This is a genomic window from Zunongwangia sp. SCSIO 43204 (genome assembly GCF_019904275.1).
In the GTDB taxonomy this organism is placed as follows: domain Bacteria; phylum Bacteroidota; class Bacteroidia; order Flavobacteriales; family Flavobacteriaceae; genus Zunongwangia; species Zunongwangia mangrovi.
This window is the reverse complement of sequence record NZ_CP063204.1, coordinates 2,891,360-2,910,738: the sequence shown is the minus strand read 5'-3', so window position 1 is coordinate 2,910,738 and position 19,379 is coordinate 2,891,360. Positions and strand designations below refer to the sequence as shown.

The window sequence follows — 19,379 nt, the reverse complement described above, 5'->3', positions numbered from 1 at the left end:
CATTATGAAAAAGTATATTTTAACCAAGGCCTCTCTACTAGTTTTTATTATTACCAGTGCACAAACCCAGGAAAAACTGGACACTATCTACGCTAATGATCATAAAAATGTTGCGCTATTTTTTCCTGAAGCGATTAGCCAGGGGCTTATCGGTGCTGAGCATTTTGTCTTTACCTACAACCGGGAAAAGCAGCAACACTTCGGACTGCTGCAGGCCAAGCCCGGCAGAGAAAGTAATTTACTTGTTATCGGAACAAATGGTTCGGTATTCTCCTATATCCTGAAGTATAAAAAACAGCTTTCCCGGCTGAACTATTTTATCCCTGAAGCGGAAAGTATTGGAAAAGAAAAGCCAGTTGTCAAGGATTCAGTTAAGGACAAAAAACCGCAAAAGAACTTAAACAAGAAGGAAGATCATTACCGCAGATTCTGCAGCTACCTGCTTAGTAAAAAGCAGCGCCTGGGCCGCATAAAAAAACGCAAGAACGGTATTATTTTAAGTGTTGAGAATATCGTTTTTAATAAGGAGCAGCTCTATTTTGTGATCGAAATTGAGAATAGATCCAGCCTGGATTATGATCTTAATTTCTTAAACCTGGCGATTGAAACCCGTAAAAAAGGAAAGAAGAAATCCTTACAACGCTTATACCAGGAACCGGTTTTCAGCTATAATTTACCGGCTAAGATTGGAAAAAACCAAACCGCAAGATTGGTTTATGTGTTGCCAAAATTTTCCTTGTCTAAAGAAAGGAGGGCGATATTGGAACTTAATGAAAAGGATGGGGAACGTAATTTAAAACTAAAGATCTCCCATCGGTTTATTAATAACCCTAATTGATAATTTTGAAAAATTCCGACTTTAAAAGTTTAAATTTTTCTGGCGTTTGCACCCCTGGAAGTCAGCCTATAACGCTGTTTACTACTTTGTGGTTTCTCGGGAATGGTCATTTCAATCAAGCCTTCGGCAAGGGTAGGTTGCAAATAATTTTTTCTAAAATTTTCTCTATCGGAAAGTCCGAAATGATATTGCATCTCACTTCTGCTATCTTCACCATTAATCACATTTAAGAGGTCTTGAACTTGCGGGGTGACTTGCGGGGTCTCTTGCAGGGTAATTTGGTTACCGGATTAGCACATAGGTTGTTAATTTAAATATTAACTAGTTGTTGGCTTGTTTGAACGGAGGTAGTTTTAAATTTCCCATTTCACTTCCTTTAACCTTACGGAAATCCTCATCATGGATTTTAATACCTTCCCCTCTTCAGGAAGATCTCCGGTTAGCAGCTCCCTAAATGAACCAGAATAGGTTTTGCCCAGGGATTTCCAAACCATTTCTGTTTGGCTAAAGAACAAGGACTGGGATGGATGTTTTAATAACCACTCCTTGTCATTGGGGATAGCCTTATCATCGTCTTTCCCCACTTGCAGCAACATTTTTTCAAAAACATCAGATTTCAAAAACGAAGAAATTTTATCTTGTTGTAAAAGTTGATGCAAATCGTAAGTATGGCGAACCTTATCTTTTAAATCTTCCAGAGGGTCTTCGGTATAGGAAAACCTTATCAGGCTTATTATTTTCTCACAAAATGTACGTTCTATACTTAATACCGTAACCTTAAAAGGTTCAAGGTGATACGCATTGATAAGGTCTACATTATTAGTCGTGGCAATAAAAGCCGCAATCAGGGAATGGACACTGACTATTTCCGATGGATGGGATTTCCCAAGACTTGAAGCTTCTACTACAATATGATCCCGTATCTGGCCAAATGCACCCTCCACGCCTACTTTATCATACCCATAAACCACTTTTCTAATTTTGCCTCGTTTGTTTTCTAAAGGATGTTCGGGAATAACAGTCATCACAGGTTCCAGTACACCAGTGACTTTTTTGAGTTTTCGCTTTAAGGAATTATCGGTTTCCCCCTCCTCTTTTATAACCACCAAATCAATATCTTCAGAAAAGCGCTCAATTATGCCAAAGCATTTAGAAAGGGATGTTCCACCTTTAAACACGGCGAGTTGGCTGGTTGATTTATTAGTAAAAATCTCTTTAAGTGCTAAGGTAACCCAATAGTCCTTTTCTACATAGATTTCAGAAATCCCAAAGTGTTGGGCAGTAGCAACAATAGCTCCCTGAAATGCAGTTTTATAATTATGTAAATTCATCAGGAGATCTTCCAGTTTGAAATGGTGGACAATATATTTTCGGATATTCCGAATTCATAACTACTTAAATAATTAATAGTGTTTTTAAGCGGTTCCCCCACCTCGTTAAATGAGAGTGCCTCAAGAAGAGCACCTAAAAATGCCCTCACTTTGGGAGGATAGGATTTAGCAAACTCGACCAATTTAATTTTACCACTATCAGAAAGCGCTTTAATTCTTTTCTTCAAAAAATCAACACCCTCCTTTTTGTCCAAATCTGGGATCTTCTTAAAGTCTTTCATTACATCCAATAATTGCAAGAAAGGAATAGTTTCTTGGGATACGGGTGCGTAACTTTTTGCAGGCTTTACAACCAAATTTCCAATCTTGGTTTTTATCACCTTATCCCAGCTGGCCACTCTTACCGTTGTAGGGATTTGAGTAGTAAGGCCAAATTCATTATATAGACGAAGTCCGGTTATGTATGCAACTTGCTTACCTTCTTCAAAAAGATAATTATAAAGTAATTCTTCCTCACTTGGTTTTATTTCCCCAAAAATAGTTTGTTCGGGCTTATAGTACATACCATTTTTATATCTTTTAATCACCCCTCTTGCAGCCAATCTACTTAAAGCTTTTGCAGCAGCAGAAAATTCGGTTTGGGGAATAGATAAGCTATCATAGGTAAATACCTTCCCGGTATTTATACGATCTACTTTAGACTTTATGGATGTCGCAATATTCATAGCACCGCAAAGATAGTGAATTAAAATATAAATTGTCAAGTTTTTTACAGTATTTACTTGACAAGTACCAAAAATGAAATGATAATTAATAACTATTTCGCTTACTCAAATATAGATCTGACCTCCTTATACACCTGTTCAAAATTAGCTTCTAAATCAGTTTTAGAATAAGGTTTTTGATCAATAGCTGCAGGTAGATCGCGGTAAATCTTCTGCAATTTAAACTGTACTTTTTTATCCTTCCCGTCTGCATAAGTTATAAACTCTCCTTGTTTTAACCGAAAGAAAACATCGGCTCGGATTTTTGGGATTTCCTTCTCCCCGGTGGTTACTCTCGTATCAAAATCAAGGCTGTACCCGCGGTTGACACTGGTTGTGGGCTTTTTCACAATTTCAAAAAAGCGCTCGTAATATTTTGCGGTGTCGGGGTCATTGACCTTTCCAAAGAACTGATAGGACAGGTTACTTAAAATAGCCTTACTGGCTTTATCCCCATACATCATATCGTTTTGGATCTTATCCTGCATTACATAAATAGTAGCGATATCATAACTCCTCAGCGTGGCAGGAATGCGATGCATATTCAGCAAACGAAGTGTTGGCGCCTCTTCCATCAGCAGGAAAGAAGCTTTAGAGTTACGCACACTCATTTGTTTAGTGATGGTATGGATAATAGTGGCTATGACCGGGGAGTAGGAAGCTTCGTATTTGGGATTATTGACCACGGAAATAACCGAAGGGTTTTGCTCACTATTAATATGAAGCGGAACTTCATCTTTAGAAAGGACCATAAAGATCTGTTGGGTACTGATCCTTTTAAGGGCATTGGCCAGGGTACTTTTTACCCCGGCCGTTTGCCGTTCGGAATCTTTACCGCTGATAAAGGCATCGGCCATAGCTCGAGAGGTGGTATTGGTTTCCAAAAACTGGATCAGGCTATCGGTATCCAGGTATTGGTAGATAGCGATAAGGTGCGGGAGGGTACAAAACTTCGGATAATCGGTTTTTAATTTCCAGATCAGTCCTCCGATTAGCCCTTCCGCGGCATCATTAAAAAATTTTGTAGTCCCCGAGGTACCTGACTCTCGTTGTTCTAATAGGTTTTCCACCAGTACCCGGGAGACTTCATTGACGCTTTCCTCATTTTCCAGGTATGGTGGAGCGATGGGATTCACCCGATGGAGGATCTTATCAAAGGAAATAATCTTAAAGGGAATTTCCCGGTCTTTAAAAAGCGGGTAGGCCATTTCAGTGAGCTCAAAGTCCTTATAGTCGTGGATAACCCCACAAAAATTTTCCTGTTGAAAATGCTTTAAAAAGCCATACACTACGCTTTCAGTTTTTCCACTTCCGGCAGAGCCAATAACGGAAGCACCCCGTTTAATATTTTCCAGTTTAAATTTTCCTTTGGTGGTTGCAAAACCGACCTGGTATTTTTTATTGATCTTTTTATTATCCTGGTGAGTATGTAAAAAAACATACATCAGGGTATTGATCAGGAGCAACGGACAACCCAGGAATAACAAAGCCGGAATCCACTGGTTATCCTGGACCCCATAAATGCCAAGGGCCACCATCAGCAATAAATTCAAAATAAAAGCAAAGCGGTTGATGAGCCTAAAACATATATAGAACAATATGCTTACCAGCCCGATGATCAGAAGCAGTCTAACAAGATTTTCTATGTCCATAATAATTAAAATTAAATACCGATTGAACTTGATTTAACGGCTACCTCCACCCCTTTCTTAAGCCTGTTAAAAATTTTGAGGGCAAGTTGTGCCTGGGAAGTTGGAATGCTGGGCATCATCGGGATACCCGATTCCCGGATAAGCTTAAAAGCAAGGGCTTTTTCGTTAGCCGGCAATCCTATTAGCGAGGTAAAATAGTGGTTCGGGTTTTTAATAAATTCCTTTCGAGCCGTATAGGTTTCCACAAAATTGCGCTGATAACCAAAGGTTTTATCAAAGGTCTTTTCTGCTTTTTCAAAAAAGCGGTCCCGGTCAAATCCGCGTTTAACGGTCTTACCATTAAAATTAACTTCCGAAGCTTTGTATTTACTTCCCGGTGATAAGCTAACCGAATTGGAAGCATCTTTTCTACTTACGATAATATGGATATGGCTTTGGTTGCCTGCTTTGGGCATTCCTTGTACGATTCGCTTACCATCTTGGCAGTGTGGCGCCTGTGCTTCCAGTTTCTCAATTTCTTTTTCCCTTTTTTGAATACTTCCTTGCATCAGTCCGGTTTCTATTTTTCGGATTTCACTTTTGAGTTGAAGAATTTTAGTAGCATAAGGCTGGTTTTCGCGAACCTGGCGATCTGTACCTTTAAAACTCCTGCTATGTTCAATTTTACCGTAATATTTAATATCATTGATATTAATTGGCCTTCCGTCTATCTCCCGGTTAAAACAGGCCACATAATCCTTCATCAGTTCCCGGGTATACCTTTTTAGATCCTTGCTACTATTTTGCAGGCGTTTTAATTCGTATTTGGAAGGGCTAACAGTAATGGAATAGAACTTCGGTTCTTTCTTTTTGAGCTTGGCGGTATTGTTATCAATTTCTTTTACGACTTCCTCCGGGGTGATGGCATCCTCATATTGATTAAAGAAATGTTCCTTTGCCACTTCTTCTACGCCTTCGTTTTCCTTTTCGAGATAGCTAACAAAACCGGCGGAACTTTGGGAGTAATTCCCCCCTAACTTTTGAGGTGTGATGGTGATATACATAGCAGGAAATTTTACAGGTTATTATCAGAAAAATTCTTTTCACCCAAACCATCTCGTTCCTGTTTGGGAATACCATCCTTTTTCTCCCGGAGGATTTTCTTTTCCAGGATGAGTGGTTTCTTTTGAGGTACTTCGGTTTGGAAAAGTGAAGCGATCATCGCCGCGGTAGGTTTTGTTTGGGTTTTCTCCATATCACGCATAATGGCAATAACCGCATTGATACGTTTTTTAAAAGAAGCTTCGATAGTTCTCCCGGTTGGGCCCAATCTTTCGTGTGGGGAGATTTCATTATAAAAGAAAAAGTCGAGCATTGTTTCCAGGGCTTCGGTGTGCGATTTGAAGTGTGTTCTTGAAAATTCCTGGAAACGTTTTGCCGTTTCCTTTTTAAACCTGATGCCGATAAATGAGTCCATAATTCACCGATTTGTCGCAAATTCTTCCCTAAAAATGGGCGTTGGCAGGGCATTTGTCGCAAATTGCTTAAACTCAGGAATTTGAATAAATTTCAAACAACTGATTTACAGTTATTTAAAAACGAAAAGGAGTGCTTAACATCGCGTAGCGTGTTACCCTCTTGCTACTCCTTTTCGTCCCGCAGCGCGGGACAAAAATTCCGTACAATTTGGTCTGTTGGCTGTCTTAATAGACAGTCAAAAGCCACTTGCCAATTCCCGGAGAAAATTTCCGGATTAATAATTTATTGATGTGCAGGTTTATCGGCGAAAGTCAAAAATGGATAGCCCTGCGTAAATTTGAATGCTGAAGATCAGCTAAATAAAGATACATTTTTTTTATAAAATCAAGGCAAAGAATACTTAACGAATAATTTTTTTTCTATATTTATAATCATTTGAATTTTTCATTTAATGATAGAAAGGAAAATCCAGGTAACAGCGGATTTTCCTTTTTTTCTTAAGTTGAGAGTGAAATGCTCCTTATTTTTTGAGCACAACCAACTAAGCTATTTTTATAGTTCTGTTATAGAACTGCTTTGCTTAAAAGGTTTATTAAGAAATATCTGAGCCTAAAAAAACACCTCTAAAAATAGAAGTGTTTTAAAATCTGTTTAAAAATTACTTTTTAAAAATTACAGAATTCCTTCATCCGCAAAACTGTAATAATTACCATCAGGAATAAGAATAATATGATCCAGTACTTTAACATCAAAAAATGATGCCGCATTTTTAATTTTTCTGGTCAGGCTTTTATCTGCTTCACTTGGTCTAAGGGTTCCGCTGGGGTGATTGTGCAATAAAATTATTGCCGTGGTTAAGGACTTTAATACTACTGCAAATAGGATTCGAACATCGACCAGGGTTCCGGTAATACCTCCATTGGAAACTTCATAAATTCCTTTAACCTTATTAGCATTATTGAGCAGTATAATTTTAAAAGTTTCCTGCAATTCAATATTATTTTTATTCCATTGCTCAAAGGCTAATTCTGCCGCACACCTGGAACTGGTTATTTTTGGAAGCAAATTTGTTTTTAAACTTCCGCTGTAGCTTATCGCTATTTCATTAACTTTGGATTTCATTATTAGCTTATTTAAAGGGTTAATAATTAAAAGAGGGCGCAACTTTCGAAGGGAACGCCCTCTTTGTTTTTTGGGTTCTTAATCAGTAATTTCTCTATTTCCAAGAAAGAGGATTTCACTTACTAAAATTTCGGTAACATATCGTTTCTCTCCGCTTTGGGTTTCATAGGATCTGGAAGTTAGTTTGCCACGGATAGCCACTTCTTTACCTTTATCAACATATTTCTCGATAAGCTGTGCCTGTTTTCCCCAGGCCACTACATTGTGCCAGTCGGTTTGTTGAATTTTTTCCCCTTCCTTGTGGTAGTATTCATTGGTAGCCAGTGAAAAAGTGCTTACTTTTTTTCCACTTTCAAAGTTTATGATTTCCGGGGTGTTCCCCACATTTCCAATTAACTGTACTTGGTTTCTTAGATTACTCATAATTAAAAGATTTAGATACCTGCTTTCTAAGCAGATTGATTAAACATTGATTTACTTATTATATCCGGAGCGTTTTCCTTTTTTGATTTTTTCACTTTGCTTCCGGGTATGTTGTTTTGAAATGATTTCATAATTTTTATTTGTTGATTTACTTCCTATAGCGCCGTTTGCTATTACCTTTTTTGATGCTGATACATTTTCAATATTTAGAATTAGGGAAGGTTTATAAAAAGGAGTAAGCGACTGGCTTATGCAACCTGGACTAACTTCTAAATATTGGTATTTTGCATTACAAAAAAGGTAGGGACAGCAACGGCCGGGAAGGAAATGGAAATACTGAAATTGAAAAACAACTGGAAGCGAAGTAAATGCAAGAATGAAATTCCGATTTAGCGGGCGTCCTTTTTTACTTAATTAAGTATAAGATTACACGAAGAGCGATAACTACTATATAGCGGATACATCATTAGGAAAATAAAAAGGATGCCCAAGATATTCTTAGAGAAGCTCTTTACCCGAAATGGAGCATTTCGCAGAATGAAGCGGTAATGTGCTGACCGATTTACAACCAGAAGGTCTTTGAAATTAGTGGTCATAATCTCTTAAATGTATGAAGCAGAATATTTATACTAACTATTATTTAAGAATTTGCTTAAATACGTATTTTATTATACTTTTGATCTCTAAATAATAGATTAACCATGGAAATTTCGTGTACAAGAGCTCAGGCTGATCATCAACAACTTCTTAATTGCAAAAACACTTTGGAAAGAATGGATGATAATTTTCAAGATATGACCAAACTACTATCGATTGCTGGTAGTGAAGTACGCTTAAAAATTTTATTCCTTTTGAATATGGAAGACGAATTATGCCCTTGTGATATTGCTGATATTTTAGAAATGAGTGTACCGGCAATATCCCAACACATCCGCAAAATTAAAGATGCAGGTTTTATCTCTTCAAGAAGAGATGGGCAAACGTTGTATTATTCATTAGTGAAGGATAAAACAGCGGTACTTGATGCTGTTTTCACTACAATTAAAATGGTTAAAAAAACTGCGTAAAATGAAATCATCCAATATGTCCAACAGCCCAGCTTTTGTTAGCTTGCTTACTGCAGTAACTGCTTCTGTATGTTGTATTACTCCCCTCCTGGCAATTTTAGCAGGTAGTAGTGGACTTGTCACCACATTTTCCTGGATAGAACCCTTTCGTCCTTATTTGATTGCGCTTACTATAGGAATTCTTGGTTTGGCCTGGTATTTAAAATTGAAACTTAAAACACAAGAAGAAATAGATTGTGCCTGTGATGAGGAAGAAAAACCATCTTTTTGGCAGTCCAAAAATTTTCTGTTCATGGTAACAGTATTTGCCGGATTGATGCTGGCTTTCCCTTATTATTCCAATATATTTTATACACAGCCCAGTAAAGATATAGTGTATGTTTCTCAATCAAACATAATAAAGCACACCTTTGAAGTTGAGGGAATGACCTGCGCAGGCTGTGAAGCCCACGTAGAAAGTGAGGTAAATAACCTAGATGGTATTTTATCAGTCAAGGCGAGTTACGCAAATACTAATACCGTGGTAGAATATGATAAAACTAAAGTCGATTTAACCGCAATCAGAAAAGCAATAAATACAACTGGTTATAAAGTAATCGATACAGAAAATAAAAAAGAGAAGTAGATGAAAAAATATGATGTATTTGTAATAGGTTCCGGGATGTCAGGTATGACTGTTGCTAATAAATGTGCCTCCAAAGGCCTTAAGGTGGGCATTACTGATGAACTTCCCTACGGTGGAACCTGTGCCCTAAGAGGCTGTGATCCTAAAAAGGTGATTATAGGAGCAACGGAAGTACGTGATTTTGCCCAAAGACTTAAAGGAAATGGAATAGATACTGTGCCTGAAGTCAATTGGGAAGATATTATGGCTTTTAAGCAATCTTTTGTCGATGCCATGCCTCCTAAAATTGAAAAAGGATATAAGAATAAAGACATAGACACCTATCACACTTCAGCTAAATTTTTATCTGATAACACCTTACAGTTAGGTGATGAAGTTATTGAAGCTGGGAAATTCGTGATCGCAACAGGTGCAAAACCCCGGGTACTGGATTTTGAAGGTGGAAAATTAGCACTTTCAAGTACAGATTTCCTTACCCTGAAAAAGCTACCTGAATCACTTTTATTTATTGGAGGAGGCTACATTGCCTTTGAATTTGCCCATATCGCTGCGCGGGCCGGTGCCGATGTAACCATATTACATCGTGGTGATCATCCATTGGAAAACTTTGACCATGACATTGTACAACATCTTGTGAATGCAACGCAAAACCTGGGAATTAAACTGGTTTTGGAAACTGAAGTCTCAAAAATTGAAAAGAAAGAAGATCATTTTGTAGTAACAGGAAAATCCAATGGAAAAGAGGTAACTTATAGGACTGACTCTGTCTTTAACTCGGCCGGTCGTCCTCCCGCTATTTTTGATTTAGATTTGGAAAAAGCAGGGATATCTTTTTCAAAAAAAGGAATCCTGGTCAACGAATACCTTCAAAGCACCTCTAACCCTAATATTTATGCAGCAGGAGATTCGGCAGATTCCAGAGACTTGCCCCTTACACCGGTCGCGGTGATGGAAGGACATGTTGTAGCATCAAACATCATCAAAGGGAACAAGAAAAAAGTTAATTATCCACCAATGCCTTCCGTAGTTTTTACTTTACCTACCCTGGCATCAGTAGGATTGACCGAAGCAGAAGCCAAATCAAAACAGATAGAATATCAGGTCAATTATAACAATGCGGAAAGCTGGTTCAATGCAAAAAGACTGAATGTTAAAGAATATACTTATAAAACGATTATTGATAAAGAGAATCAGACTATTCTTGGGGCACATTTAATAGGTCCTAACACAGAGGAAACCATCAATTTATTCGCCATGGCAATAAAGACCAAAATGAAAATCAATGAGTTAAGGACGATGATCTTTACGTATCCGACTTTGTCATCGGATATTCCTCATATGCTTTAAAAACAAATAGATTATGGAAATAGAACTAGTTTCTACCATTAAATGTCCTGGTTGCGGACACACAAAAGAAGAGGAAATGCCCACAACAGCCTGTCAGTTTTTTTACCAATGTGATAATTGTAAGCATTTATTAAAACCAAAAGAAGGTGATTGCTGTGTTTATTGTTCTTATGGTAATGTTGCCTGTCCACCCATTCAGGAAGGAACAAATTGCTGCTAAAAATTTAAAATACTTTTGGTGACCTCCCCCACTCCAGATGTATCTTGCTGAAAATTAAAAGTATGATTCCTAGAGATCTAAGTAAAGATATAAAAACTCGCTTGCAGAGCATCAGCGGCCAGCTTAACGGACTTATAAAAATGCTGGATGAAAATAAAGATCCAAAAAAGATTCTGATCCAGTTCAAAGCGGCGCAAAAAGGACTTGATAAGGCGCATTTTCTTCTTTTAGATGAAGTGTACCGCAAAGCGCTGGCGATCAAAATTTCAGAAACTGTGGAAGCCTGTCCCGGTAATTGCGGTAATGAAGAGCGAATTGAATTTATTCGCAAACAATTTCCCGACCTTGAGCTTAACAGCCTTACCGATAAAATGAAGGAGATTGATGAACTTAAACGAAGGCTGGAATCTTACATTTCCGAAAATAGATCAGAGTAAAACATTCAAAAATTTTCCATTTAATTTTAATACTAATAAAAATCTGTCGTAAAAAAGCAGGTTTTTTTATTTGGAGACCACCCCGGTTCCGCTCTTATCTTTGGATTGTTCTTTAATAAGAAGGATAAAACTGATTGTTAATTTAAATTCAAAAAAAATGAAAAGACAAATAGAAATATTTACGGCAAATTGTCCGGTTTGTGATCCGGTTGTAAAAATGGTGAAAGAGTTGTCCTGCGATAGTTGCGAGATTACCACCTATAACCTGGTGGAACAATATGAGGATAAAACATGTATAGACAAAGTGCAGGAGTACGGTGTAAAGAGAATTCCCTCGGTGGCGGTTGATGGAAAATTGCTTGAGTGCTGTACAAACAATGGTATAAGCAAAGAAAAACTTATCGAATCAGGAATAGGAAAAGCCAGTTAGCAAAACCATCGTACTGAAATTAAAATCTGAAACTTTTTATGGCAGCCATTTTTGGCTGCCTTTTTTTTTAATCAAATTAAAATGTTAAATCTTTATTAATCGGCTTGCCTATCCCCCGGGCTATGAGTCGATATTTGAAAAGAGGTTCGGCTCTTAATCTTTTATTTCTGATTTCCGAGCAAATCTGGAAGTAACTAAAACCATTTAAATTATGAAACCATTAAGTTCAGAAATGCAAAAATGTATCGATGATTGCAACGCCTGCATTACTGCGGCGAGAATTTGCCTTGACCAACATTTGGGGGACCCGACATGAAACAATGCCACAAATTTTGTCTGGATTGTATTGCTTTATGCAGTGCGTGCGTCCAGCTATTAGCCAGCCAGTCTGATTACTCAAAACGTGTTTGCGGAATTTGTGCCGACTTATGTAAAGCCTGTGCTGATGAATGTGCAAAGTTTGACAGTGAAGTTTGCCAGCAATGCGCAGAAAAATGTCGAACCTGTGCCGAAAGCTGTAAAGAAATGGCAGCTTAAAAAAAATGTGAAATTTTTTTTAAAAGGATCGGCTAAAAAGTTGCTCCTTTTTTATAAATGGGATTATAAAGTAGGGAAAAATACTATCCAATCTCTCATCCACAACCACCTATAAAAAAAGCCTCTAGAAGTTTGGATACCACCCGGGCTTCCGGTGTACATTTAATCTCTTGTTTAAAAAAATAAAGATGTTTGCCAAAATAAAAGAAGATTTTGTAAGTATAGGATCGCTATTCACCTCCGTTTCCACACTCTTATGTTGCGCGTTACCATCATTATTGGTAGCTCTGGGAATGGGAGCTGTGGTGGCCGGCCTGGCTTCAGATATTCCCTGGTTGTTTAGCCTGAGCCGCTATAAAAGCTGGACTTTTTTGATTGCCGGGGTAATGATTGGCTTTAACTTTTGGCTTTTCTACGGAAGAAAACGGCAGCAGAGTTGTGAAATAGACGAAGACGGAAATGAAACGGCTTGTGATACAGCAGCTAAATGGAGCAAAGGGATCTTGTGGTTTTCCTTTGTGTTATATCTCTTTGGACTTTTTGCAGCCTATTTACTTTTTCCCATTCAAAAATTTTTAGAATTATAATATAATTAAAATGAAGACATATTTTTTGATCCTGGGTATAGGATTATTGACGTTGTATCAAGTAGAAGCCCAAGGACATGGCCCTATTTATGGTTTGCAGACGCCCACTCTGGCGAAAGGCGGTATAAACATGAGCGCTGCCGGAATGAGTATAGCGACCGAAGACGATGCCTCTTATATGCTTCGGTATACATTTTTCTATGGCATTACGGAAGATTTACAGGTTACCCTTACCACTCCTACTGTGATTGAGCGTCTGGAAAATGCTCCACGAACCCGTGGAAATAGTATGATGCCTTCCAATGGAGATATCGAGGCTGCTTTGTGGTATCGTTTTTTTTCAAATGCTTTTGGGGTAGGAAAGAGGTTTGAATCCACAGCAATTTTAGGTGTATCTGCCCCTACTGAGGATGTTCGCGGACAGGTGAATGTAGGGAACTCTATCCATGGGGCCATTTCTACGGGATATGCCTCACGTACCTGGTACGCCTGGTTAGGTGGCGGTTACCAATATTATTTTGAAAAGGACAACCAGCAATTAGGCGATTTACCCTATGCAAGCATGGTGATAGGTTATCGTCCCGATGTTTTTATGGGGGATTATCCTAAACCCGATTGGCGGGTTTTTATTGAATCATTAGTCGAGTTTCCAGGAGACAATAAATATACCGGTCAACAAAATTTTACAGACGAACGTAGCAAAAAAGTATTAGTGGGACCTTCATTCTTAGGACTTTACGGGGCTTGGGGTATTTCTTTCGGAGCGCTGTTTCCAGTGGTACAGGATTTAACCCCAAAGGCAATCAAAGAAAACTATCGGGTATCCATTAATTTAAGTTATTGGTTATAGTATAAATAAATTTAATAAAATAAACAGATGAAAAAAATAGTATTATTAATTGTAGTTGTGGTATTTGGAAGTTTTAGTTCCAATGCCCAGATTCAGAAAATAGATCAGGAAGTATTTGGAATGGACTGTGCCCCCTGTGCTTATGGACTGGAGCGAGGTCTTGAAAAATTGGATGGCCTGGAAAAAGTGCAGGTTAGCCTGAATGACGGTAAAGCTTATCTTGATTTGGCAAATAACAATAACTTGAGCCTTAGGCAAATTCAGGAGGAAGTAAAAAAGAATGGTTTTTCAGCTAAGAATGCCGAAATAGTTATAAAGGGCAACTTCGTTGAGCAGGATGGCACTTATGCAATACAAACCGGGAAAGAAACTTTTAAGATAGCTGAAGCAACTTCTACCAACTTACGTTCCAGGTTAAAACCCGGAATTGTAAAAGTAAAAGGGATAGTTCAGGATGAAGAAGACGGTAATTTAACTAATAAGTGGAAATTAAATATCACCCAGGTTTATTAGCCGGAAAAAGGGAGTTTTAAAGAACATTAATTAATGGCGGACTCTACATCGAGCCCGCCAATTTTTTTTAAAATTTTAGAAATGAATTAATCTTCCCTCGTAACTAATTCATACACACAAGGTATCACAACCAGGTTTAGTACCGTTGCTGAGAGCAATCCTCCAAGTATCACCACCGCCATTGGGCTTTGAATCTCACTTCCCGGTTCGCCTCCTTTTAAAGCTAGCGGAATAAGTGCCAGTCCTGTGGTAAACGCGGTCATCAGAATTGGATTTAACCTGTCGAGCGCACCAGATTTAATGAGCTCATAACCCCTAAGGCCTTCCTTCCGTAGATCTTCATATCTCGAAACCAGCAGAATTCCGTTTCGTGTCGCGATCCCAAATAAACTGATAAAACCTATCGTGGAAGCTATACTTACAATTCCTGAAGTAAAGTATACGATTAAGATTCCACCAATCAAAGCCAGGGGTAAATTGATAAGCACAACAAAAGCGAGTTTCACATTGTTGAATTCAAAATACAACAGGAGGAAAATCACGAAGATTGCAATAATGGCAGTGATCAACAGCATTTGTGAAGCTCTGGATTCACTTTCAAATTGTCCGCTATATTGTACCCTGTAACCTTCGGGAATAGTCACTGAAGAATTCACGGTTACCTGGATCTCTTCCACCGCACTTCTTAAATCCCGACCCTGCACATTGGCAGCAACAACGATTTTCCTTTGCACATCTTCCCGGCTAATGGTATTAGGACTGCTTACAGAAGAAACACTAGCGAGCTGTTCCAATGGAACCTGTGAACCATTTGGCAATCCTATCAAGGCAGTTCTGATTTTTTCAATGCTGTTTCTAACATCCTCCTTATAACGCACCACCAGGTCAAAATACTTCTGACCTTCATAAATCTCACCAACTTCGTGACCGGCAAAGGCGATATCTACCTGCTCCATTAACTGTCCTACGGTCATTCCATAAGCTGAAAGGATCTGTCGTTTTGGGCTTATCTTGATCTGTGGTACTTCGATCTGCTGATCAACAGCTACATCGGCAAGCCCATCGATAGGAGTAATATTCTCCTCCACGTTTTTACCTATTTCATATAGCTGTTGAAGATCGGGTCCAAAGATCTTAATTGCGATATTGGCTCTCGTACCTGAAAGCATATGATCGATACGGTGAGCAATGGGCTGCCCCAGCGTAATATTAACCCCCGGAACGATACTTAATTTCTTCCGTACCTCTTCAAAAAACTCCTCCTTCGATTTATCTTCCAGGGTGAATGGTACATCGATCTCGGCGGCATTTACTCCCTGGGCATGCTCGTCCAGTTCAGCCCTACCAGTCCTTCTGGTAACCACATCCACTTCAGCCATTTCAAGCATGCTTTTGGTAGTGTTAGTATAGCCACTAAAGCGATAATTACCAGGTAGGGTATAGATAATACCGCAACGGAACGTTTGTTTAGAGCCAGCAGGTTGGCATCCAAATGTTTTTGATGCTCCTTGTTGTTTTTAAATTTCTTTCTGGAAGCGAAATAGGCAATGGTTACCATGAGTGGGATGGAAATTATATTGGAACCCAGCAAATTTCCCAACCCGATATCAGATACACCACGGGCGGCGCTAGTAATATTTATTGCCACTTCGGGACTTGCCGTTACAATTGCAAGAAAAGCGGCTCCGGCAGAAGCCGTCAGACCCCACTGTTTACGAAGCATTTTTAAGGGGGTTAGAAGTTGATCAGCCCCCCAATGAGCAGCCCACGCCGCAAGTATTAAAACGCCTACCCACAACCAGACATTCATTTTTATCGTTCTTTTTTTATATTACTCTCATCGTGAAAGCTTCAATATTTTAATCGCCCCACGCATCACAAATGTGAAGACAATACCTCCAATGATCAAATCTGGCCATTTACTTCCTAAAAAATAAACCAAAACTCCCGCCAAAATTACACCGCCGTTCACGATAATATCATTTGAAGTAAAAATGGCACTAGCTTGCATGTGGACTTCGTTACTTTTAGCCTTGTTGATTAGCCATAATGAGATTAAGTTTCCGGCAAGTGCTAAAAAAGAAATTATAATCATCCATTGAAATAAGGGAGTTTCACTACTCATAAGAAACCTGCGTAAGACTTCTACGAATCCCAGAGTCGCTAAAAACATTTGAAAATAGCCGCTAAATTTTGCGACTTTCTTTTTTCTTGAAACAGCACCTCCCACTGCAAATAAGCTTAGTGCATAAACTATCGAATCTGCCAGCATATCAAGCGAGTCGGCGATAAGTCCCATTGAGCCAGATATCCAACCGGTGGTCATTTCAATAACAAAAAAGCTAAAGTTGATGCCCAAAACCCACCAAAGGATTCTTTTTTGTTTGGATTGGTCTTCCATTACGGGTGGTTCGGCTTCTGTGGTGCCCTCAAAGGAATCTCCAAGTTTTAAGCTGGCTATAGATATTTGTATCGCTTTGATACCGTTAACGTGATATACTTCCAATTTCCTATTGGGAATATCAAAGTCGAGATATTTTATCTGTTCAAAAGTTTCCAATTTCATCCTGATCATCTGCTCCTCGGAAGGGCAGTCCATTTGACTGACTATAAAGGTGCTTTTTTTCATTTTTTATAAGCTAAAAGTCTTAATGCATTAAATACTACAAGGAGTGTGGAACCTTCGTGTATAACTACCGCTACTCCAATATTTGCAAAACCAAAAATTGTTGCTGGGATAAGCAAAGCCACAATTCCCAAACTTACCCAAAGGTTCTGCTTGATAATAGATTTAGATTGTCTACTCAATCCTATTGCAAAGGGAAGGGTTTCCAATTTATCGGCCATAAGAGCAATATCAGCGGTTTCTAAGGCGACATCACTTCCCGCAGCGCCCATAGCGATTCCTACGGTGCTATTTGCCATGGCAGGCGCATCATTAACACCATCGCCTACCATTGCTACTTTAGATTCTTTCTCTTTCAGTTTTTTAATTGCTTCTACCTTTTCTTCTGGCAATAAACTACCCCAGGCATCAGTCAATCCTATTTCTTCTGCTACTGCGTCTGCTACCTTCTGGTTATCACCAGTAAGCATGATCATTCGTTTAATACCTATTTCCTTTAATTCAGAAAGGGTCTTTTTTGCTGCCTCCCGTGGGGTATCCATTAAGGCGATGATGCCTATATATTCTTTATTTTTCCGAATAAGCATCGTTGTATTTCCACCACCTTCAAGACCACGCACTTTCGTAGTTATTTTGTCGGAAGGTGTACTCTCATCAAGCCCTTCGTACAGATCGAGGTTCCCAACATAGATCTTATCATTTCCTAATGTTGCTTTAATACCTTTCCCTAACACGGCTTCCAGATTGGAAGCATCCGGGATTTCCTCACCTTCCAGACGCTCCTTTCCATCACGAACTACAGCTTTTGCCAGGGGATGATCACTTAAACTTTCCACGGCTACTACTATCTTGAGAAGTTCATTGTCTGAAATATCCCCAAGGGCTACTACTTGAGTAAGTTTTGGCTTTCCTTCCGTTAGAGTTCCGGTCTTATCGAAGGCAAGAGCGGTCAGTTCTCCAAGATCTTCCAGTGGGCGGCCTCCTTTGATTAATACCCCACCGCGGGCGGCCCTGGCCACACCACTCAATACAGCACTGGGGGTCGAGATTGCCAATGCACAGGGACTTGCAGCTACCAGTACCGCCATGGCCCTGTAAAAGCTGGCGCTAAAAGGTTCGTCAATAACTAAAAAAGCGAACAAAAGAATCCCGACCAAAATAAGGACTGAGGGCACAAAATATTTTTCGAACCTATCGGTAAGCAACTGGGTTGGTGATTTTTGGGTCTGCGCTTCGTTGACTAGTTGCAACAATCGGGAAAGCGTTGAATCTTTGGCTGCTTTGATTACCTTTATTTCAAGGGTGTTGTTACCGTTAATTGTACCTGCAAAAACCCGGTTTTCATCCTTGATATCATCTTCCGTAGAATAATCCTTTTCGATGTCTTCCACGGGAACTTTATCTACCGGGACACTCTCCCCGGTTATTGGAGCCTGGTTTACACTACTCTGCCCATCTACCACCACGCCATCTGCTGATATTTTACTATTTGGTTTCACTACAATGATATCGCCAATACTCAACTTTTCGATACCAATTTCTTCCGTCTTACCATCTTTTTTGAGCAGGGCTGTTTTTGGTGCCAGCTCTGCCAATGCGGCTATAGATTTTCGTGCTTTGTTCATTGCATAATGTTCCAATGCGTGCCCAAGACTAAAAAGAAATAGTAACAAGGCACCTTCAGCCCATTCGCCCAAAATAGCTGCTCCAATAGCTGCAACCAGCATTAGAAAGTCAATCTCAAATCCGCCTTTGGCTACAGTTTCCACAGCTTCTTTCGCGGTATAAAAGCCCCCAAAGAAATAGGCTCCAATATAAAGTGCAAGGCTCACCCATTGCGGAACTGATTCTACAAAGGATAATCCAAAACCTATTCCCAATAAAACACCACAAATGATAGCAAAAATAAGCTCTGTATTTTTCCCAAAAATACCTCCGTGGGAGTGGGAATGTTCTTCGCCGGCACCGTGGCTATCAGCTTCTTTTTGATTCTGGACATCCTTATCTTCATGCTGTTGTTCCTGACTCATCTTATTTCCTTTATTTAATTCATCAGAAGTTTTTTCTGAAGAATTAAAGCCATTTTCACGAAAAGAGGAGCTTTTCTTGACTTGTAAGTTTTCTTTTTCAAGCTTTGTGATTATCTCATTAAAAGTGGTCTTATGTTTATCATATTCTAAACGGATCATTCCTCCCGCATTGGCAGAAGCTTCCAACACACCTTTGATATTCAGCAGACTCTTTTCTATAGTCCTTGCATGTCGGGTATGTCTAATTCCATCGACTTCTATAAGAAGATGTCCATATTTCTCTGTAATTTTTGCTCCTGTCCTTTCTGCCAAAGATTGAATGCGATCAATAGAGATAACGTCAGGATCATAATGAAAACAAAGAAGTGGAACCGAATCTTCCTTTTCATCTGCTATATGAACCCTCTCAAGTCCTTCTTCGGCTTCTAGATCATTAATAAGTCTTTGTACACAGGTATCTTTTTCATTCGGCACCTGAGGTAGCAATACCGGAATTTTCAGTTGTAATTTTTTCATATCCCT

General features: G+C 39.1%; 23 protein-coding genes. 11 read left to right on the top strand and 12 right to left on the bottom strand.

Features of this window, described 5'->3' with window-relative positions; genetic code table 11:
* The first annotated feature begins 4 nt into the window (after positions 1 to 4).
* Positions 5 to 838 (top strand): DUF4138 domain-containing protein, encoded by an 834-nt coding sequence (locus tag INR75_RS12990; RefSeq protein WP_133549878.1) that lies wholly within the window; start codon positions 5 to 7, stop codon positions 836 to 838.
* 29 nt (positions 839 to 867) lie between these two features.
* Here INR75_RS12990 and INR75_RS12985 read toward each other — a convergent pair whose 3' ends face one another.
* The 8 genes from INR75_RS12985 to INR75_RS12950 form a co-directional block, all read right to left on the bottom strand.
* Complete coding sequence (locus INR75_RS12985; RefSeq protein WP_208109663.1) at positions 868 to 1,110, bottom strand: Fic family protein; 243 nt, start codon at positions 1,108 to 1,110, stop codon at positions 868 to 870.
* 81 nt (positions 1,111 to 1,191) lie between these two features.
* Positions 1,192 to 2,169, bottom strand: a complete 978-nt coding sequence (locus INR75_RS12980) for a nucleotidyl transferase AbiEii/AbiGii toxin family protein (RefSeq protein ID WP_133549880.1) — start codon at positions 2,167 to 2,169, stop codon at positions 1,192 to 1,194.
* Positions 2,169 to 2,894 (bottom strand): DUF6088 family protein, encoded by a 726-nt coding sequence (locus INR75_RS12975; RefSeq protein ID WP_133549902.1) that lies wholly within the window; start codon positions 2,892 to 2,894, stop codon positions 2,169 to 2,171. The genes INR75_RS12980 and INR75_RS12975 overlap by 1 nt, the downstream gene beginning before the upstream one ends.
* A 101-nt stretch (positions 2,895 to 2,995) precedes the next feature.
* A complete protein-coding gene (locus tag INR75_RS12970; protein ID WP_223089109.1) occupies positions 2,996 to 4,585 on the bottom strand; it encodes a type IV secretory system conjugative DNA transfer family protein in 1,590 nt (529 codons plus the stop codon).
* 11 nt (positions 4,586 to 4,596) lie between these two features.
* On the bottom strand, positions 4,597 to 5,628 hold the full coding sequence (gene mobB, locus INR75_RS12965; RefSeq protein WP_208225762.1) for a MobB family relaxase: 1,032 nt from the start codon (positions 5,626 to 5,628) through the stop codon (positions 4,597 to 4,599).
* An 11-nt stretch (positions 5,629 to 5,639) separates the two neighbouring features.
* Positions 5,640 to 6,041, bottom strand: a complete 402-nt coding sequence (locus INR75_RS12960; RefSeq protein ID WP_057481270.1) for a BfmA/BtgA family mobilization protein — start codon at positions 6,039 to 6,041, stop codon at positions 5,640 to 5,642.
* Positions 6,042 to 6,715: 674 nt separating this feature from the next.
* The gene (locus INR75_RS12955) at positions 6,716 to 7,165 is read right to left on the bottom strand and encodes a RadC family protein (RefSeq protein ID WP_037317162.1); all 450 of its coding nucleotides are present in this window, start codon (positions 7,163 to 7,165) and stop codon (positions 6,716 to 6,718) included.
* Between the two features lie 78 nt (positions 7,166 to 7,243).
* A complete protein-coding gene (locus tag INR75_RS12950; RefSeq protein WP_223089108.1) occupies positions 7,244 to 7,588 on the bottom strand; it encodes a single-stranded DNA-binding protein in 345 nt (114 codons plus the stop codon).
* 701 nt (positions 7,589 to 8,289) lie between these two features.
* Here INR75_RS12950 and INR75_RS12945 point away from each other — a divergent pair.
* The 10 genes from INR75_RS12945 to INR75_RS12900 all read left to right on the top strand — a co-directional run bounded on the left by INR75_RS12945 (position 8,290) and on the right by INR75_RS12900 (position 14,201).
* Positions 8,290 to 8,655 carry a metalloregulator ArsR/SmtB family transcription factor gene (locus INR75_RS12945; protein ID WP_093406103.1) on the top strand — a complete coding sequence of 122 codons (366 nt, stop codon included), beginning with the start codon at positions 8,290 to 8,292 and terminating at the stop codon, positions 8,653 to 8,655.
* A 1-nt stretch (position 8,656) separates the two neighbouring features.
* Positions 8,657 to 9,280 carry a mercuric transport protein MerTP gene (gene merTP, locus INR75_RS12940; RefSeq protein ID WP_133549886.1) on the top strand — a complete coding sequence of 208 codons (624 nt, stop codon included), beginning with the start codon at positions 8,657 to 8,659 and terminating at the stop codon, positions 9,278 to 9,280.
* Complete coding sequence (locus tag INR75_RS12935) at positions 9,281 to 10,627, top strand: NAD(P)/FAD-dependent oxidoreductase (protein ID WP_223089107.1); 1,347 nt, start codon at positions 9,281 to 9,283, stop codon at positions 10,625 to 10,627.
* A gap of 13 nt (positions 10,628 to 10,640) precedes the next feature.
* Positions 10,641 to 10,847 carry a GDCCVxC domain-containing (seleno)protein gene (locus INR75_RS12930; RefSeq protein WP_011709212.1) on the top strand — a complete coding sequence of 69 codons (207 nt, stop codon included), beginning with the start codon at positions 10,641 to 10,643 and terminating at the stop codon, positions 10,845 to 10,847.
* Positions 10,848 to 10,909: 62 nt separating this feature from the next.
* Positions 10,910 to 11,284: a metal-sensitive transcriptional regulator gene (locus INR75_RS12925; RefSeq protein WP_223089106.1), complete on the top strand. Its 375-nt coding sequence runs from the start codon at positions 10,910 to 10,912 to the stop codon at positions 11,282 to 11,284.
* Between the two features lie 157 nt (positions 11,285 to 11,441).
* Positions 11,442 to 11,714, top strand: coding sequence for a thioredoxin family protein (locus INR75_RS12920; protein WP_208225766.1), 273 nt, complete (start codon positions 11,442 to 11,444; stop codon positions 11,712 to 11,714).
* Positions 11,715 to 12,117: 403 nt separating this feature from the next.
* The gene (locus INR75_RS12915) at positions 12,118 to 12,366 is read left to right on the top strand and encodes a hypothetical protein (protein WP_223089105.1); all 249 of its coding nucleotides are present in this window, start codon (positions 12,118 to 12,120) and stop codon (positions 12,364 to 12,366) included.
* A gap of 73 nt (positions 12,367 to 12,439) precedes the next feature.
* Positions 12,440 to 12,838, top strand: a complete 399-nt coding sequence (locus INR75_RS12910) for a hypothetical protein (protein WP_037314326.1) — start codon at positions 12,440 to 12,442, stop codon at positions 12,836 to 12,838.
* Between the two features lie 145 nt (positions 12,839 to 12,983).
* Positions 12,984 to 13,688: a hypothetical protein gene (locus tag INR75_RS12905; RefSeq protein WP_231563215.1), complete on the top strand. Its 705-nt coding sequence runs from the start codon at positions 12,984 to 12,986 to the stop codon at positions 13,686 to 13,688.
* 27 nt (positions 13,689 to 13,715) lie between these two features.
* Positions 13,716 to 14,201, top strand: a complete 486-nt coding sequence (locus INR75_RS12900) for a heavy-metal-associated domain-containing protein (protein WP_034892175.1) — start codon at positions 13,716 to 13,718, stop codon at positions 14,199 to 14,201.
* A gap of 86 nt (positions 14,202 to 14,287) precedes the next feature.
* Here INR75_RS12900 and INR75_RS12895 read toward each other — a convergent pair whose 3' ends face one another.
* From INR75_RS12895 to INR75_RS12880, 4 genes are read right to left on the bottom strand one after another with little or no spacing between them, the layout of a single operon-like run.
* Entirely contained in the window at positions 14,288 to 15,580 is a 1,293-nt protein-coding gene (locus INR75_RS12895; RefSeq protein WP_243729707.1) for an efflux RND transporter permease subunit, read from the bottom strand.
* Entirely contained in the window at positions 15,511 to 16,011 is a 501-nt protein-coding gene (locus tag INR75_RS12890) for a hypothetical protein (protein ID WP_243729708.1), read from the bottom strand. The genes INR75_RS12895 and INR75_RS12890 overlap by 70 nt, the downstream gene beginning before the upstream one ends.
* A gap of 27 nt (positions 16,012 to 16,038) precedes the next feature.
* Positions 16,039 to 16,830 (bottom strand): cation transporter, encoded by a 792-nt coding sequence (locus tag INR75_RS12885; RefSeq protein ID WP_208109662.1) that lies wholly within the window; start codon positions 16,828 to 16,830, stop codon positions 16,039 to 16,041.
* On the bottom strand, positions 16,827 to 19,373 hold the full coding sequence (locus INR75_RS12880; RefSeq protein WP_133549896.1) for a heavy metal translocating P-type ATPase: 2,547 nt from the start codon (positions 19,371 to 19,373) through the stop codon (positions 16,827 to 16,829). The genes INR75_RS12885 and INR75_RS12880 overlap by 4 nt, the downstream gene beginning before the upstream one ends.
* Between the last annotated feature and the right edge of the window lie 6 nt (positions 19,374 to 19,379).